This is a genomic window from Acidimicrobiales bacterium, assembly GCA_041394185.1.
GTDB lineage: Bacteria > Actinomycetota > Acidimicrobiia > Acidimicrobiales > Poriferisodalaceae > JAAETH01.
In genome coordinates, this window is record JAWKIQ010000001.1 from 838,815 (window position 1) to 855,509 (window position 16,695).

At 65.8% G+C, this 16,695-nt stretch carries 13 protein-coding genes; 6 read left to right on the forward strand and 7 right to left on the reverse strand.

Features of this window, described 5'->3' with window-relative positions; genetic code table 11:
* Nucleotides 1–54: 54 nt before the first annotated feature.
* Nucleotides 55–1,629 carry a hypothetical protein gene (locus tag R2770_04010; GenBank protein MEZ5279615.1) on the reverse strand — a complete coding sequence of 525 codons (1,575 nt, stop codon included), beginning with the start codon at nt 1,627–1,629 and terminating at the stop codon, nt 55–57.
* Nucleotides 1,630–1,884: 255 nt separating this feature from the next.
* On the opposite strand from R2770_04010, the gene R2770_04015 reads away from it, so the two are divergent.
* Nucleotides 1,885–3,141: an aspartate aminotransferase family protein gene (locus tag R2770_04015; GenBank protein ID MEZ5279616.1), complete on the forward strand. Its 1,257-nt coding sequence runs from the start codon at nt 1,885–1,887 to the stop codon at nt 3,139–3,141.
* Between the two features lie 36 nt (nt 3,142–3,177).
* Here the strand turns inward: R2770_04015 and R2770_04020 are convergent, their stop codons facing one another.
* Nucleotides 3,178–4,602, reverse strand: coding sequence for a D-aminoacylase (locus tag R2770_04020; GenBank protein ID MEZ5279617.1), 1,425 nt, complete (start codon nt 4,600–4,602; stop codon nt 3,178–3,180).
* 80 nt (nt 4,603–4,682) lie between these two features.
* On the opposite strand from R2770_04020, the gene R2770_04025 reads away from it, so the two are divergent.
* The 3 genes from R2770_04025 to R2770_04035 are packed head-to-tail and all read left to right on the forward strand — an operon-like array spanning nt 4,683 to nt 9,030.
* A complete protein-coding gene (locus R2770_04025; GenBank protein MEZ5279618.1) occupies nt 4,683–6,278 on the forward strand; it encodes a glycerol-3-phosphate dehydrogenase/oxidase in 1,596 nt (531 codons plus the stop codon).
* Nucleotides 6,275–7,669: an FAD-binding oxidoreductase gene (locus R2770_04030; GenBank protein MEZ5279619.1), complete on the forward strand. Its 1,395-nt coding sequence runs from the start codon at nt 6,275–6,277 to the stop codon at nt 7,667–7,669. The genes R2770_04025 and R2770_04030 overlap by 4 nt, the downstream gene beginning before the upstream one ends.
* Nucleotides 7,669–9,030 (forward strand): FGGY family carbohydrate kinase, encoded by a 1,362-nt coding sequence (locus tag R2770_04035; GenBank protein ID MEZ5279620.1) that lies wholly within the window; start codon nt 7,669–7,671, stop codon nt 9,028–9,030. The genes R2770_04030 and R2770_04035 overlap by 1 nt, the downstream gene beginning before the upstream one ends.
* Here the strand turns inward: R2770_04035 and R2770_04040 are convergent.
* From R2770_04040 to R2770_04060, 5 genes are read right to left on the reverse strand one after another with little or no spacing between them, the layout of a single operon-like run.
* Nucleotides 9,023–9,865 carry an SDR family NAD(P)-dependent oxidoreductase gene (locus R2770_04040; protein ID MEZ5279621.1) on the reverse strand — a complete coding sequence of 281 codons (843 nt, stop codon included), beginning with the start codon at nt 9,863–9,865 and terminating at the stop codon, nt 9,023–9,025. The genes R2770_04035 and R2770_04040 overlap by 8 nt on opposite strands.
* 10 nt (nt 9,866–9,875) lie before the next feature.
* Nucleotides 9,876–10,319, reverse strand: a complete 444-nt coding sequence (locus R2770_04045) for a PaaI family thioesterase (GenBank protein ID MEZ5279622.1) — start codon at nt 10,317–10,319, stop codon at nt 9,876–9,878.
* A 10-nt stretch (nt 10,320–10,329) separates the two neighbouring features.
* Complete coding sequence (locus tag R2770_04050; protein MEZ5279623.1) at nt 10,330–11,865, reverse strand: peptidase dimerization domain-containing protein; 1,536 nt, start codon at nt 11,863–11,865, stop codon at nt 10,330–10,332.
* Between the two features lie 14 nt (nt 11,866–11,879).
* A complete protein-coding gene (locus tag R2770_04055; protein MEZ5279624.1) occupies nt 11,880–13,025 on the reverse strand; it encodes a hypothetical protein in 1,146 nt (381 codons plus the stop codon).
* A gap of 7 nt (nt 13,026–13,032) precedes the next feature.
* Nucleotides 13,033–14,013: a carbamate kinase gene (locus tag R2770_04060; GenBank protein MEZ5279625.1), complete on the reverse strand. Its 981-nt coding sequence runs from the start codon at nt 14,011–14,013 to the stop codon at nt 13,033–13,035.
* An 84-nt stretch (nt 14,014–14,097) separates the two neighbouring features.
* Here R2770_04060 and R2770_04065 point away from each other — a divergent pair, with 84 nt between their 5' ends.
* Nucleotides 14,098–15,276, forward strand: coding sequence for a phosphotransferase (locus tag R2770_04065; GenBank protein ID MEZ5279626.1), 1,179 nt, complete (start codon nt 14,098–14,100; stop codon nt 15,274–15,276).
* A gap of 31 nt (nt 15,277–15,307) precedes the next feature.
* The gene (locus tag R2770_04070) at nt 15,308–16,636 is read left to right on the forward strand and encodes a serine hydrolase domain-containing protein (GenBank protein MEZ5279627.1); all 1,329 of its coding nucleotides are present in this window, start codon (nt 15,308–15,310) and stop codon (nt 16,634–16,636) included.
* The last annotated feature ends 59 nt before the right edge of the window (nt 16,637–16,695 follow it).

Here is a 16,695-nt window from a genome sequence, read left to right on the forward strand (position 1 = left end):
GAAGCTGGACCTGGCCTGGTGCTCAACCTTCGCAGGTGGCCGCCTGAGCGTCGCTCAGTTGTTGAAAGTCAGCGACGAGCGGATGCGGATTGGCGTGTGTGCAGCAGCCGATCCTGGCCCCGAGAAGCAATAGTTGCCGCACGTGTTGTCCATCAACAGCGTCTTGGTTGCCGCGTCCTTGATCATCAGGCGCACGACGTCGGGGCCCTTGTCCCATGGGAACGAGCCGCCACCCATCACCCACCAGTTGGAGGGCTTGCCGAGGTTGATGGTGCGCTTGCCGGTCTCGTCGGTGAACCTCATCCCAGCGGTCCGTTCCGAGGTGCAGGTCTCGTCGAAGCCGCCACTGAAGTTGCGGCCGTTCTTCCAGCGCCACATGCACACCTGGATGATGACCTCTCTGCTCGTGGGCTTGTCGAGGATCTCGATCTCGAGAATGGCATCACCACCACTGACGATGTTGGGGCTGCGCCAGTTGCCGTGATCAACCCAGTTCGGCGTCCAATAGACCGAGTTGGTCGCGGTCTGAGTCTGCGATGCCCAAACCGTAACGGCGTTGCCCGACGGCACCGGCGGGTTGGTCGTCGTGGTGGTGGTGGGCTTTTGGGTTGTGGTGGTGGTGGGCTTTTGGGTTGTGGTGGTTGTCGGCTTTTGGGTTGTGGTGGTGGTCGGCTTTTGAGTTGTGGTCGTGGTGGTCGGCTTCTGCGTTGTGGTCGTGGTGGCCGGCTTCTGCGTCGTTGTGGTGGTGGTCGGCTTCTGCGTCGTTGTGGTGGTGGTCGCAGTTGCCGCGATGTTGGTGCGAATCGCCACGTCGACAGTTCCGGGAGTGTTGGGCGAGCTGACGGCGTCGCCCCCGAACCGGGTCAGCTCGCCATTGGTCGACGCGAGCACATAGCCGCCTTCGCCGTCTGGCGAAGCACCCACGATGTCGCTGCGTCCGGTGCCGCCGGCAGAGCCTGCGAACACCATGCCGAAGGCGAACACTCCACCGTCGCCACCGATGAGGCCGTACGAGTCGGAGTCGGGGCCCTGGATTGCATCGACGATGGGGCGGTCGAGCGCTGCGCCGGGAGGCAACACGCCGGGCACTGACCCGGCAAAGGTCGCGTCGCCGAATGCGAACACGCCACCGTCATCGTGGAACACGCGATAGCCGGCGCCGGTGATCTGAATCGCCACGGCGCGGGTGCCGGTGTCTCCGGCAACTTCGGGTACCGAGCCATACCAGGGGAGCGTGACCGGAATGGCAAAGACGCCACCGTCGGCGGCGAGGAGGTAGTAGCCCGCATCGTTGGCCGCGGCAGCGATAGCCACGATTGGCTGATCCAGAGCGACCCAGCTGACGTCGCCGAAGTACTTGGCATCGCCGTGGGCAGTGACCAAACCGTCGGCGTGGGCGACCCAGTAGCCCTGTCCGGTCGATGTAACTGCCAGCCCGACTGCAGGCGACGCCGACATGGAGTCGCCGAAGTCGGGGGCGCCGCCGAACGCGATGACGTCACCTGACGCGGTGACGAGCCATCCAGAGCCATCTGCGCCCGCGGCGCGAGACGGAGCCGCAACAAGAGCGAGGCTTGAAACGAGCAGAACAAGGGCCGCGAAAGCCTTCGAGACGCTACGCAAATACATTGAGCGACCTTTCGATCTCGGAGAGTGGTCGAATGCTTAGCATGGGTGGCACGGCAAATCTAGTCTCGTCGCCGATTTGGTCCACCGCCGGGGCTGCACACCCGGCCGGACTCTATCAATTGGCCGGACTCGAGTCTCGGCGGGATCAATTGGCCGGACTGGAGTCTCGGCGGGATCAATTGGCCGGACTGGAGTCTCGGCGAGATCAACTGGCGGGACGGGAGTCTCGGCGCCACAGAGCGTAGGGTTGTGACCATGGCAGCGTTCAGCAAGCAGGGTCGTCCCGTCGAAGCCGTAATCGCCGACCTGGAGGCCAAGCGTGACCGAGATGTCCGCTGGGCCGACGGCAAGGCGTTCGGCATGGTGTACGACGGAGGCCCCGGCGTTCACGAAGTGGCCAGGCTCGCGGCCGAGATGTACCTGCACGAGAACGCACTCAATACCAAGGCGTTCCCGTCCCTGGGCGAGATCCAGTCAGAAGTGGTCGGCTGGACAGCCTCGTTGCTGAACGGCCCCGAAACAGCCGCGGGGTTCCTGACCAGTGGCGGCACCGAGTCGATTCTGTGCGGGGTCAAGGCGGCGCGCGAACGCGGGCGCATCGAGCGAGGCATCACAACACCCGAGATGGTGGTGTCGTCCAGCACCCACGCCGCGTTCCACAAGGCCGCCCACCTGTTCGGGATCAAGATCCGCAAGGTCGACGTGGCCGACGACTGGACCGCCGACGTGTCGGCGATGGCAGAACACATCAACGACAACACCGTGCTGGTCGTCGGCTCGGCACCCCAGTATCCCCAGGGTGTTGTCGACGACATACCCGCAATCGCGGCCCTGGCGGCCGAGGCTGGCGCCAACTGTCACGTCGATGCCTGCATGGGCGGTTTCGTGTTGCCGTTCGCTGAGATGTTGGGCCGCGAGGTCCCGCCATGGGACTTCCGCGTCGAGGGCGTCACCTCGATCAGCGCCGACGTGCACAAGCTCGGTTATGCCCCCAAGGGCGTGTCGGTGATATTGCATCGCACCAAGGAGCTGAGGCGCTACCAGACCTTCCTGTTCGACGACTGGCTCGGCGGCTTCTACGGATCGCCCAACCTGCAGGGCACCAGGTCGGGTCTGCCGATGGCCGCAGCGTGGGCAGTCATGAGCCATCTGGGCATCGACGGCTATGTCGACCTGACCCGAACGGTGCTGGCCAACGCCGATGCCATGCGAGCCGGAATCGCCGACATCGATGGGGTTCGGGTGCTGGGCGACGGCAAGTTCCAGCTGATTGCGATGAGCTACGAACCATCCGACCCGACGCCCATCGACATGTTCGCTCTTGGCGACGCACTCGAGCGCCGCGGCTGGTTCCACGACCGCCAAGGGCCACCCGATTCGCTGCATTCGACGGTGTCGAACTCGAACACCGGCGTGATCGATCAGTACCTGTCTGACCTTGCCGAGTGTGTTGCTGAGGTCAGGGGCACAAGCACCGATGACCGCTCTACCAACTACGCCACCCTCGAATAGCCGGTCGGCTTGGTGAGCCGACCGAAGCCGTCCGTTTCAGTTGCGGCGGATGGTGTGCCCTGGGCGTTCCCCTGTGATGGTGCCGCCCTCGACCACGCGCACACCGTTGACCCAGACGCCGTCGATGCCCTTGGGAACCGTGGTCGGGTTCATGTAGGTGCCTGTGTCGGCGATGGTGGCCGGGTCGAACAACACCAGATCGGCGAAGGCACCCTCGGCCACGACACCCCTGTCGGCGAAGCCGAAGCGCTGGGCTGCAGTCGAGGTCATCGCTTTCACGGCCTGGGGCAGGCCCAGCAGGCCTAGCTCTCGAACGTAGTGACCCAGTATCCGGGGGTAGGTGTGGTGCAGCCGGGGGTGAGGGCGAGAACCACCGAACACGCCGTCTGAACCCACGATCAGCTGGGGATGTGCCATTACGGTCTGGACATCGTCTTCGCTCATCCGGTCGAGGATCACCACGCAGCGTCGGTTCAGCTCGGACGCGATGCGATCGGCCATGTCGCGGGGTTGGGGCCCCTCGGCCGCAGCCACCTGGTCGAGGGTGAGACCTTCCCACTCGGGGTGTCCGGGCGCACTTGCGATGAGGATGTCTTGGGGTTCGAGGAACCCGAACTGAGACTGACCGTCGAGGGCGCCCGAGCTGACCACCTGGTCGAACAACGTGCTGCCCCGGGTGTAGGGGTATTGGTCGAACATGACGTCGACACCACGGTCGCGAGCCTGGTCGATGCGGGCCAGCGCCGGCACGACCATGCCCCAAACCGACTTGTCCGACGCCTTCAGGTGCGAGATCTGCAGCCGTGCTCCGGTTGCCTCAGCCACAGCGATCGACTCGTCGATGCTGTCGAGCAGGCCGGTGGCCTCGTCGCGCATGTGGGTGGTGTAGATGCCACCGGCATCGGCTATCAGGCGTACCAGTTCGACCATCTCGTCGATACCGGTGTATCGGCCGGGCTCATATGCCAGGCCGCTGGACAAGCCGATCACGCCAGCCTCGAGCGCCTCGGCTACGTGATCTGACATCGCGGCCAGCTCGTCGCGGGTTGCGGCTCGGTTCTCGTGCAGGCCCATCACCGCGGCGCGCACGGCCCCGTGACCGAGCAGCACCGTGGCGTTGACGGCGGCCGGTTCGTCGTCGAGCGCGCCGAAATACGCGCTCATGGTCGGGAACGTCGGCTTCATCGGCGCACCGTCGTGTTCGGGCGCCGCCGAAATGCCGCAGTTGCCCACGACCACCGAGGTGACACCCTGAAGCGTCTTGAACGCCATGTCGGGTGTTCGCAGCAGTTGGATGTCGTCGTGGGTATGGACGTCGATGAACCCGGGCGCCAGCGCCAGACCACAGCCCTCGGCATCGGTTCGCCTCACAGACTTGATGCGCTGGCCTTCTGTTTCGACGTCGCCGACGAATGGAGCAGATCCGGTGCCGTCGATGACGGTGACGTTGCTGAACAACATCGCCCGAGACTAGTGCGCGAACGATTCGGCGCTGTGGCCGACCACAGGGCCGCCCGGAGGGCCGACTTATACTCGCCGCGGTGAAGGCTGCCTTGAGTTCAGACCGCGCCAGCAACCTCGACCAGCTCGAGGCCGACGAGTTCGACGTCGTCGTGGTGGGTGGTGGCATAACCGGGGCTGGCATAGCCCGCGACGCCACAGCGAGGGGTCTGCGGGTCGCGCTGGTCGAGGCCGACGACTTCGCCTCGGGCACCTCGTCGCGTTCTTCGAAGCTGATACACGGAGGCTTGAGGTATCTCGCCAGCGGCGAGGTCGACCTGGTGCGCAAGACGGCGCGCGAGCGACAGGCGGTGTACGCCATGGCGCCACACCTGGCCGAGCCCTGCTACATGGTTGTTCCGGCGCGCAACCTGGCGGGCGCCACCAAGTTTCGTGCCGGAATCGGCACCTACGAGAAGCTGGGAGCAATCGGTGACGCCGACCGTCACCAGAACTGGGGCGTCGACGACATCGCCCAGCACGAGCCGCTGCTGCGGACCGACACGTATACGCGTGCCGTGGCCTATCGCGAGTACCTCACCGACGACGCCAGGCTGGTGCTGGGAGTGCTGCGGGCCGCAGTGCGCGACGGCGCGACTGCGGCCAGCAGGCTGCCGATGGTCGGCGTGCTGCACGAAGCCGGCAAGGTCACCGGCGTTGTGTGCAGGTGCGCGACGACCGGTCGCGAGGTGCGCGTGCGCGCCCAGGTTGTGGTCAACGCCGCAGGTCCGTGGGTCGAAGATGTTGCCCGCATGGAGATCGACGGTGTCGCGCCCGGAGCCGAACCCGCGACCCACCTTCATCTGTCGAAGGGGATCCATGTAGTGCTCGAGCGCGCCCGGCTGCCGGTGAACCACCTGGTGATCTGTAACGCCGAGGACCGCCGCTCGATCTTCGTCATCCCGCGCGGCGAGGTGGTCTACGTGGGCACCACCGACACCTCGTATTACGGCTCGCGGCCACTGTGGCCCGAGATCGAGCGGGCAGACGTCGACTATCTGCTGGCCCCTCTGGGCCGCTATTTCGATGTCGAGCCGCCGACGCCAGACGATGTCATAGCCGCCTGGGCCGGGGTGCGACCGTTGGTGGCCGAACCCGGAAAGTCGGCCAAGGAGATTTCGCGCAAGGACGAGATCGTGTCGGGGCCCGGCGGAATGCTCTCGATCGCCGGTGGGAAGCTGACGGGGTTCCGGAAGATGGCTGAAGACATCGTCGAGCTGGTGGGTCGGCAGTTGGGTGTGACCCTTTCAGACGGTCCCGGAACCGCGCCGATACCCGGCGGTGAACCGGTGCCGTTGGCCGAAGACCCGCTGGCGCGTCGGCTGACCAGGCTGTACGGCAGCGAGGCCCAGCAGGTGATCTCGCTGGGTGCAGACCCGCTGGTCGAGGGGGTTCCCGCCGTCGAGGGCGAGGTCGACTGGGCCATCGACGTCGAGGCAGCGGTGACACTAGAGGACGTCGTCTATCGGCGTACACGTGTGGCGTGGTACCTGCCCACGCACAGGAACGAACTTGCCGACGCCATGGCTCGGCGGATGGCAACGAAGCTGGGCTGGGACGACGCCCGCACAACCGCCGAACTGGAACGTGTGCAGCACCTGTTCGCCGACGAACTCGCATTCAAGGAGACCCGATGACCTCACTGACCGACGATCTGGCTTCGGTGCTCGGAGATGCCCTGATCCTGGAGCAAACCGAACGCGTAAGCCGCGCCCGCGACACCTGGTCGCGCAGCCAGATAGCCATCACCGGCGGAAGGCCCGAAGTGGCACCAGTGGCGGTGTGTGCACCAGACACCACAGAGCTATTGGCAGAGGCGGTCAAGGTCTGCCGAGCCCACGGTGCACCGATGATCCCTCGGGGCGGTGGATCTGGCGTGTGCGGCGGTGTGCTGGCTTCGGCCGAATCGGTGGTGCTCAGCACCGAGCGCATGACCGGAATGCGCGAGCTGTCGGACGCAGACCTGCTGGCCACCTTCGGTGCCGGCACCAACGGCCTGGTGGCCGAGAACAACGTGGCCGAGCATGGGTTGACCATCGGCCACTGGCCTCAATCGATCGAACTGTCGTCGGTCGGCGGCTGGGTGGCCACCCGCGCCTCTGGCCAGTACTCGACCGCCTACGGAAACATCGAGGACATGGTGTACGGGCTCGAGGCCGTGTTGCCTGATGGCTCTGTCTATCGCAGCCGCAACACCCCGCGGGCGGCCGCGGGACCAGACCTCAGGCACCTGCTGATGGGCAGCGAGGGTGTGTTGGGCGTGGTCACCGAGGTGACCTTGTCGCTGAGGGAACAGCCCGAGCCGGGAGTACGCCAGGCCTTTCACTTCGCCGACTTCTCGGCGGGCCTCGCCGCCATCGCTGCGGTGATGCGGCAGGGATGGCGTCCGCCGGTGGTTCGTCTGTACGACGGGCGCGAGTCGTGGCGCCACTTCCGCGACCAGATGCCCAAGGGCCACTGCATGCTGATCTTCTTGCACGAGGGACCGCCCGGACTGGCCCCGTTGCAGGCCGCGGCGGTTGGGGCGTTGTGCACGGATGGTGGGGGAGTCGAGGCTCCCAGCGAGGCTGTCGACCGCTGGTTCGAACACCGCAACACGGTTCCGACGTGGGATGAACTGCTCCGCCAGGGACTGGTGTCGGACACCATCGAGGTGGCCGCCCCATGGAGCATCCTGCCCGCCGTGTACAACGACGTGGTCGAGGCCATGCGCGCGGTTCCGGGCGTGATCGCCGCCAGCGGACACTCGTCGCACGCTTACAGGTCGGGCGCAAACCTCTACTTCACCGTGGCCGCTCAACCACAGGATCCGTCGCAGTTCGAGTCGACCTACGACGCCTACTGGAATGCCGCCATGTCGGCTGTGGCCAACCTGGGCGTGGGCGTGGCCCATCATCACGGCATCGGCAGGGTGCGGCGGGGCTGGATGACTTCGGAGGTGGGCCAGGCGGGTGTCGATGTGCTGCGAGCGCTGAAGCGCGCACTCGACCCCGACGGCCTGATGAACCCTGGCGTTCTGGTGCCCTGATGTCGCTGGTCGCGGCGGTCGACGCGGGCACGGCCAGCGTCCGAGCCGGGTTGTTCACCGAATCTGGGCAGCTCGTTGCGCAGTCGCGGCGGCGCGTCGGCGTCGAGCACCCCACGGCCGACGCCGTCGAGCAGGACGCAGAAGAGATCTTCGAGGCTGCGGTCGACCTCTTGGCCGAGTGTGCCGCCCTGGCCGGGGTGAACCCGTCTCGGGTGAGACATGTCGGCATCACCAACCAGAGGGCCAGCGTGGTGGCGTGGGACGTGGCGAGCGGCAGGGCTCTGGCGCCGGTCATCGGTTGGCAGGACACGCGCACAGCGGATCGGGTCGACGAACTGCGGGCCGTCGGAATACCGATGACCACGGCGGCGTCGTGCACCAAGATCGAATGGCTCAATCGCAACGACGCCGCATGCGCCGAAGCCGCCCGCGCTCGGGTGCTGCGCTTCGGCACCGTCGACAGCTGGCTCGGCTGGAAGCTCAGCGGTGGCGCGTTTCACGTCACAGACCCGTCGAACGCGGGCTCGACGGGTCTGTACTCGGCTCAGGCGGGCGGCTGGAACCAGCGCAGCCTGTCGCTGTTCGGGATAGACCATCGAACCCTGGGCGATGTAGTCGCCAGCGACGAGATGATGCACACCTCGGCCAGGTCGCCGCTGGGACATCCGGTGGCCTTGTCGGCCCGTTGCGGCGATCAGGTGGCCTCCGCGTTCGCCCACGACCTGACACCAGGGCGCGCCAAGCTGACGTTGGGCACATCGGCCATGGTCGACCCGGCCCGGGGCGCCGACAGCTCGCCTGCGCCCTCGGGGGCCTACGTGCTGCCGCTGTGGCGGCTGTCGAGGCCCGTCGCTGACGCCCCGCCCGGCGAGCAGTTCGTGCTGGAGGGTTCGGTTCATGCGGCCGGCGCCACCGTCGAGTGGTTGACCTCGGTGGGTCTTCTCGACAGCGTCGAGCTGCTCGACGAATCGGTGCGCCGGGGGCGCGCCGGGGTCGATGTAGTGCCCGCCTTCGCCGGTCTGGGCACCCCGCACAACGACCCTGACGCCCGCGCCGTCATCAGCGGCTTGGCGCTGTCGAGCACGCGCGACGACATCGTGAGGGGTGCGGTGCTGGGCATCGCCCGGCGTGTCAGCGAGGTGTTCGCCACCATGGGAGTAGCCGGCGAAATCGTCGTCGACGGCGGCCTCAGCCGCAGCGACGAGTTGTTGCAGGCCATCGCAGACCTGTCTGGCGTTGCGCTGCGGCGCTCGGCCGAGCCCGAAACGACGCTGCACGGAATTGCGCGAATGGCGTCGCCCCAACGCGACGGCGGCTGGTCGCTGACCTACGACCAGCACACCTTCGTGCCGGTCAGCTGAACAGGGTCCGCACCTCTGGGTTGCGGTTGTTGATGATCGAGTCGTGCTTGTCCTCGAGCAGCGAAACCATGTCCATGTCTGTGAAGATCCAGAACTTGTCGTTGACCACGGCGTCGTAGACCTGTTCGGCAACCGAAACGGGGTCGGCGCCGCTGCGCAGAACGTCGTGCAGGAAAGCCCTGTGTGCCTCTTGTTCGGCCGTGAGCTCGGTCAAAGCGCTGGGTGCCGCCCACTCGGGCCGGTTGCGGTCTGAGTTGGCGATTTCGGTGTTGACCCACCCGGGGCACAGGCAGCTGACGCCCACACCCGTGTCGAGGGCCTTCATCTGCTGGTAAAGGCCCATCGTGATGCCCACCACAGCCCACTTGCTGGCCGAGTAGGCCGAGTGGCCCGGGATGTGACCGGCCATCGAAGCGGTGTTGATTATGTGGCCCTCGCCGCGTTCGATGAGGTGGGGCAGGAACACCCTGTGGCCGTGGATGACACCCCACAGGTTGACGTCGAGCACCCACTTCCAGTCTGCGGCGCGGATGCCGGTGCCCCGAAGCTCGCCCGCCACACCGGCGTTGTTGCACACGATGTGGACGTCTTCGAACGCTTCGAAGGCGGTTGCGCCGAGCTTGTCGACCGACTCTTCGACGCTGACATCGGTGACAACACCGATGACCCTGGTTCCGTGGGCGGCTACATCGTTGGCGGCCTCGGTCAGGCGAGGGGCCTCGATGTCGCTCATCACGACGTTCATTCCGGCTTGGGCGAAGCGATGCGAGAACGCAAGACCCATGCCGCTGGCGGCACCGGTCACGACGGCTGTCTTGCCTTCGAGATTTTCCATTTGGCCGAGGTTATTCCTTGAGAGACAGCAGGGCATAGCCGCCGGTTGCGTGTGCGACGATGCGTTCCGGGGCTCCGTCGACCCACAGCTCGACCCGCCCGGTCATTCTCGTCCTGCCCGAGCGCAGCAGCGTGCCGCGCCCCAGCAGATCGCCGCCGGCGGCCGGGCGCAGGAAGTCGATGGTGACGTTTGATGTGACGGCCATGGGCTCGAGCCCCATGACGGTGAACGCCAGGAACCACAACGCCAGGTCGGCTACAGCGAACTGGGTGGGGCCCGAGATCAGACCCCCGGGCCTCAACTCGGCCCGGTCGAGAGGCCAGCGGACCACGCTGGTGCTGGGTCCCATCTCTTCGCACCGGAAACCCTGGGTGGAAATTGACGGGTAGACCTCGGCCACCAATGCGTTGACCGCGGCGGGGCTCGGAATCTCGATCTCGTGTCTGGAGGGCATCCGACAGAAGTTAGCCCTGGGCGTATGCGCTGGGGAACCGGGCCAGGAAGCCGATGGCCAGCCGCAACTCGCGCAGATCGGTGCACTCGCCGATCTTGTGAGTGTTCTGCTCTATGCCTGCACCGAATCCGAACATGGCGGGGTGTTTGTAGTCGCCCGAGCTGACCCACCGCTTCGACTGGGGCACTTCGATGGTGTCGTCATCGACCGGTATGGGGAAGCCCACACCATCGGTCGAGAAGATCCAACGGTCGACGCGTGGCTCGCAGCGCAGGCCCCCGCCGGCGCTCTGCGGCGCCTCGATGTTGGGTGATACGACGCTGCGATATACGTCGACCGCGGCGGTGATGGCCGGGTGGTCCTCGGGCGTGGCCCAGCCCATGTAGATCTGCTGGTTGCCCAGCACGTATCCCCGCCACGATGCCTCGTCGTAGGTCGGAACGGTGATGTTCACGGCCAGCCCGGCGTCGCGGGCAGCAGCAACCGACTGGAAGTGCTCGACATCGGCCAGAGCCTCATCTGGTGTCTCGCCGACGGTCAGGCGTCTGTCGAACCGGAACACGAAGCGGTCTGGCACCGCACAATCGCTGGGCGTGTCCAGGTGGGCCCATGAGGCGGTGCGGGTGCCGTGCCCCAGGAACGCATCGTCGCCGAAGCCGTCTCGCCGTTGGTACCGCTGGGCGGCCTCGGTGATGATGGCAGCCCCGAACTCGAGGGGGTTGAGGCCCTCCCAGGGCATCGAGCCGTGGCAAGATCGCCCGATTACCTCAACCGCTATCTGCATTCGGCCGCGCTGACCCCGGTATATGCCCAGGGCGCCCTTCTGCGCGTCGCCGGTGCCCTCGGTCAGTATCACCACGTCTGGCACCAGGTCGGGCGTGGCACCTGGCAACACCTCGCGCATCAGATACATCGGGCCCGCGCCGTCGTTGTCTTCCTCACAAGCGGTGGCGTAGGAACGCACGATGACACCGTCGAGTGCGCCTTCTGGGGCCAGCTCGAGAGCGATCTTCGTTGCGATCACCTGCGACACCACGCCGCCCAACTGATCGGCCGAACCCCGCCCGAACAGCAGGTGATGCCATTCGTCATCTGGTGGCAGGTACCCCAGCTGAGACCTGAGATAGTCGCGGTCGATCGCCGACTGGTCGACCAGCCCGTCGTAGGCATCGATGCCCACCAGCTTGTCGATCCAGGTGCTGCGAAGCGCCTTGACCGTGTCGCTGTGACCGTCCATGTACACGACCCGCTTGTCTGGGGGCTCGACGCCATCGTCGGGGTTGGAGACGGTCCACACCAGGCTGCCGAAGTCGTCGAACCAGACATCGGCGGGCGAGCGGACAGCACCGATCTCGACGATCTTGGCCTTCAGATACTCGAGCCGTGGTCCCTCGTGGTTGCTGAGGCCACACAGCGGGTCGCCACCGTCTTCTACCGGTCGGTCGACGTGATCGGCCGGTATACGAATGCACTCGGCCAATATCTCGGCGGCCAGGGGCAGGTACTTCTGGCTGAGCTCGCCGATGCGTTCATCGAGGTGGTTCATGGTCGTCTCCTCGTTCAGATCTGATCTGCGGCGTCTGCGGCGACGGTGGCCAGCGCCGACTTGATAGCGGGCACCTTGGCGCCCGCTATCAGGGCCATCTGCACATAGACCTTCCAGTTCGCCTCGCGGGCCACGTTCACGGTGTGGGCCGCCATCACGCCGGGGCTCACCTCGGCTCCTATGTCGGCGGGCAGGCAGTGCATGTACAACGCGTCTGCGTTGCGGGTCAGCGACATGCGGCGCTCGTCGCATATCCAGTCGGTGTGTTCGGCGTTGCGTTCCAGCGCCCGCCGCTCGATGGCCGCCATCGCCGCCGAGTCGCCGGCCTTGTTGGCGTCGACACGTTCCAGCATCAGGTCGTAGGCGCCCCAGCTCTTGGGGTAGACGACGTCGGCATCGGCAAAGGCCTCGTCCATGTCGTGAACGATTCGAAACGACCCCCCGTCGCTCGCGTTGTCTGCGGCCGCCGAGACGCAGTCGTCCATCAACTGATAGCCGGGCGGGTGCGCCAGGGTCACGTCGGCACCGAAGCGCGTTAGCAGCGTGATGATCGACTGTGGCACCGAAAGCGGCTTGGCGTACGACGGCGAATAGGCCCACGACATGGCGATCTTCTTGCCGGCCAGAGACTCGAAGTTCTCCTCCAGCCAAAGGAGGTCGGCCATGCTCTGGGTGGGGTGGTCGACGTCGCACTGGAGGTTGACGATCGGCACCTTGCGCCCGTCGCCGGTGGCGTCGAGGTACTCGTCGATGCCCCTCTTGATATCGCGGATGAACGTGTTGCCCTCGCCCAAGATGAGGTCGTGGCGAATGCCCATGGCGTGGGCGTTCATGCCCAGCATCGCACCCGTTTCGGCCGCCGTCTCGCCGTGCGAAACCTGGGTTGACGAGCCATCGACGATCACCGGCTGCATACCCAGGCGGCTGGCGGCTCCGGCCCAAGCGCTCTTGGTGCGGGTCGACTGGTCGAAGAACACCGCCCAAGCGAGTTCGTGCTCGCACACGGGGGTCTTGATTCCCCGGCGGTCGAGGTCTGCGAACACCCGGGCCAGGTCGCGCACTGTGTCTAGCTCGGCCACGTCCCATTCCTGGGTGGTCAGCAGGCTCTTGCCCAGCAGGGCGTTCAGACGTTCCTGGTCTAGTGCTTCGATCTTGTGCACGACATCCTCACTTGGCGATGGGGTTTCGGTTCTGACTGGCTCTGGTCATCGACGTGCCAGCCCTGCCGGCCAGGGCGTCCAGCAAGTCGTCCGGTTGGCACACGATCGCCTCGCCGTCGACGGCCTCGAGATAACCGATCGCCGCCTCGATCTTTGGGCCCATGCTGCCGGCCGGAAACTCACCGGCTGCCGCGAATGCACGTGCCTGGTCCACCGACAATCGGCTGTGGCCGACCGGATCTGGGCCGTAGTAGCCGGTGTATACACGGTCTGTACTGGTGGTGATCACGAGGCGCGGCGCCCCGAGCTCGATGGCCAACAGCATGCTGACCCTGTCCTTGTCTATTACGGCCTCCAGACCCACAGTGCGGCCGTCTGGCATCTGGGCCACGGGTATGCCCCCACCGCCGCAGCACACGACGGTTACCCCCAGATCGACGAGCTTGGCGATGGTGTCGAGTTCGACGATTCGTTTGGGCAGGGGTGAGGCGACCACCCTCCGGACCCCGCGCTTTGGGTCGTAGGCGGTCTGCCAACCCCGGGCTCTGGCAAGCTCGGCACCCTCGGCCGGGTCCAGGAATCGACCGATCGGCTTGTCCGGATCGTCGAAAGCCGGATCGCTCGGATCCACCTCGACCTCGGTCAAGATCGTCACGACCGGGTCGGTGTGGTCTCGTTCTGCCAGCCGCGCCCGCAGCGAACGCTCGATCATGTATCCGATGGCACCCTGACTGTCGGCGACCAACGAGTCCAGTGGCACCTCGGGCAGCTCGCCCGAAGCCATCTCGGACCGGCGCTGCATGAATCCGACCTGGGGACCGTTCCCGTGAGTGAGCACGATCCTGGTTCCGGCGGCGATCAGCTCGGCGACGGGGCCCATGGCATTCATTGTCACGTCGAACTGGTTCTCGACGGTGGGCTCGCGACCGGGATCGAGAAGCGAATGGCCTCCGATGGCCAGCACCATCAGTCCGTCTCGACCGCGCATCAGACGAACGTAAGGCGACGCTGCGTTGCCGACTAGAGCAGGTGGTCCCAACAGCAGCGCTAGTGTGGCGGCCCAGGGGGAGCCATGGGGTTGATCAGAAGGCGCACGCCGAGTGTCATCGCTCAGTCGCCCGGCGAGATCGATGCGGCGTGGATCGCCCATGCCCTTTCGCCCCCGCCTGGCGTGTCGGTAGCCGACGTCGAGATCGAAAGGGTCGGCCACGGCATCGGCTTCATCGGCGATCTGTATCGATGCCGTATCGAGTGGCAGGGCCCTGTCGGCGACACCGACCTGCCACGATCCGTGATCGTCAAGGTGCCGGCCGAACTCGATTCGAACCGTGGCGTTGGTGAGGCGCTTCAGGTCTACGAGCGAGAGATCGTCGCCTATCGCGACATCGGCTCCGACATGGGCCTGCCGATGCCGCAACACTTCCATTCCGACCTCGACCCGCATCCCGCCCCCTGGATCGACAAGGTGGTGGCGTCGCTGTTCGACCGGTTGCCCGTGAAGGCCGTCAACTGGATCATCATGCGCTTCATCGGCTTTTCGACCAAGAGCAGCCGCAGATACGCGCTGGTCATGGAGGACATCGCCGACGCCAGACCCCCGGCCCAAGCCGAGGGCGGCTCTCTCGAAGACGCACTCGCATCTTTGGATGTGTTGGCTCGTTTCCATGCATCCAACTGGATGTCACAATCCGCGGCGACGGCCTCCGACCTGATCTGGCCGCTCGATCGAACGCCTCGCGTTTGGCAGGCCAGCTATCTGCGCAACAGGGACGATTTCGTCGACCGCTTTGGCGAGGTCATCGGAGCTGACATGGTCGCCAAGCTCGACGACGTCCAAGACCGGATACCCCAGCTGCTTGGGGTTCTGGCCTCGGCTCCGTGGACACTGCAGCACGGCGACTATCGGCTCGACAACATCTTGTTCAGACCCGACGGTTCGCTGGTGGTGCTCGACTACCAGTTGATCGGCCGGGGCAGGCCCGGATGGGATGTCGCCTACTTCGTCACCACAGCGCTGCACCCCCAGCATCGCGAGGCCGAAGAGCACATGCTGCGCCGCTACCACACCGCTCTGGTGGCGGCGGGTGTGAAGGACTATTCGTGGCAGATGCTGTGCTCGGACGTCGAGGTCAGCAAGCTGGTGCTGGCTCACCGCATGGTGTGCTCGGCCGATGTCCTCAACACACAGATGGCCGACGAACCCGACAGCTTCCTGGATCTCATGGTGCAGAGAGTGGTGGGCTGGATCTAGATCGCGCGCTCACGGTGTAACTTTTGGCCACATGCGCCAAATCCATCGTGTTGCCTTCGCGTGTGTCTCCCTGATGCTGATTTTGGCGGCGTGTGGTGGTTCTTCATCCGATGCCGACTCTGCCGGCACGGCTGCCAGAGCCACCAGCACCACGGTTGCCGCGACGACGTCGACCACCGCCGAAGGTGCAACGACCACTGTTGCGCCGACAACCGCAGCGCCCACCACCACGGCTGCACCCGCTCCCACCGCCATCGAGGTGGCCGAAGCCGTTGAGCTGACCCGCCCGGCCGAGGGAACCATCGCGGATACCCACTGGGCGGAGGCTGTGGCTTCGTTCGAGCAGTACGTGCTGGAACGAGACATCGGAGCCGCAGTGCTGGCCATCGCCGTCGACGGTGAACCCGTGGTCGAGGTGGCACTGGGCTGGTCCGACCTCGAGCGCACACAACCCCTGCACGTCGATTCGTCGTTTCGGGTGGCCAGCGTCACCAAGCCCTTCACCAGGGCCCTGGCGCTTCGGCTGGCCTCCGAGGGTCGGATCGATCTCGACAGCCAGGTGATCTGCACCCCCGACACTCGCGAAGACTGCATCGTCGACGTCGTGGCCCAGTCCGAGGCGGCGGGACGCACCGTCAACGAGCAGCTCTCGCAAATCACGCTCAGGCAACTGCTCGACCACACGGCCGGTTTCGACCGCGACCTCAGTTTCGATCCGATGTTCGCGCCGCTGCTGGTTGCGGCCGACATGGGCCTCGACGGGCTGCCCGACGAGGCCGACATGGTGGCCTGGGCCCTGGCCGAACCCTTACCGCACGCGCCCGGAGACGTCTACTCGTACTCGAACCTCGGGTACCTGATCGCAGGCTTGGCGATCGAGACCCACACGGGCACTTCCTACATCGACTTGCTGCACGACTACCTGGGCGTCAGCGACGACATCGTGCTGGGCTCGACGTTGCCCACCCAGCGCCAGCCCGGCGAGGTCCAGTACGGATGCAACGAGGGCCTGTTCCTGAACGTGTTCGACCTCGACGGGCCCGAGGTGTGCTGGCCAGACGGTGGCTTCAATCTGGAGGCCATGACCGCACACGGTCGATTGGTGGCGCCGGCTTCGGCGGTGCTCGACTTCCTCGCCGCGTACTGCACCGACGGCGTGCCCAACGACGGCTTCTGCGACGGCTGGCACGACGGCTCGCTGCCCGGCACCTACGCGATCGCTCGCAACTTCGGTCGCATCGACTATGTGGTGCTGTTGAACGAACGTACCGATCCCAACCAGACGACCTATGGGTTCGTCGACTTGGTCGCCGAGATCGATGCGTGGGTCACCCAGGTGGTTCCAGATCCGTTCACGTAGCCGCGATGGCCGGAGGTCGTGTTCCGGTGACGCTGGCTGTCGCATTGGGTACCTTCGAG

What these genes read in the sequence shown, in the direction of transcription:
- R2770_04040 (MEZ5279621.1), bottom strand. Translation starts at nt 9,865, where the DNA reads ATGGAAAATCTCGAAGGCAAGACAGCCGTCGTGACCGGTGCCGCCAGC.
- R2770_04010 (MEZ5279615.1), bottom strand. Translation starts at nt 1,629, where the DNA reads ATGTATTTGCGTAGCGTCTCGAAGGCTTTCGCGGCCCTTGTTCTGCTC.
- R2770_04035 (MEZ5279620.1), top strand. Translation starts at nt 7,669, where the DNA reads ATGTCGCTGGTCGCGGCGGTCGACGCGGGCACGGCCAGCGTCCGAGCC.
- R2770_04045 (MEZ5279622.1), bottom strand. Translation starts at nt 10,319, where the DNA reads ATGCCCTCCAGACACGAGATCGAGATTCCGAGCCCCGCCGCGGTCAAC.
- R2770_04050 (MEZ5279623.1), bottom strand. Translation starts at nt 11,865, where the DNA reads ATGAACCACCTCGATGAACGCATCGGCGAGCTCAGCCAGAAGTACCTG.
- R2770_04060 (MEZ5279625.1), bottom strand. Translation starts at nt 14,013, where the DNA reads ATGCGCGGTCGAGACGGACTGATGGTGCTGGCCATCGGAGGCCATTCG.
- R2770_04030 (MEZ5279619.1), top strand. Translation starts at nt 6,275, where the DNA reads ATGACCTCACTGACCGACGATCTGGCTTCGGTGCTCGGAGATGCCCTG.
- R2770_04015 (MEZ5279616.1), top strand. Translation starts at nt 1,885, where the DNA reads ATGGCAGCGTTCAGCAAGCAGGGTCGTCCCGTCGAAGCCGTAATCGCC.
- R2770_04020 (MEZ5279617.1), bottom strand. Translation starts at nt 4,602, where the DNA reads ATGTTGTTCAGCAACGTCACCGTCATCGACGGCACCGGATCTGCTCCA.
- R2770_04070 (MEZ5279627.1), top strand. Translation starts at nt 15,308, where the DNA reads ATGCGCCAAATCCATCGTGTTGCCTTCGCGTGTGTCTCCCTGATGCTG.
- R2770_04065 (MEZ5279626.1), top strand. Translation starts at nt 14,098, where the DNA reads ATGGGGTTGATCAGAAGGCGCACGCCGAGTGTCATCGCTCAGTCGCCC.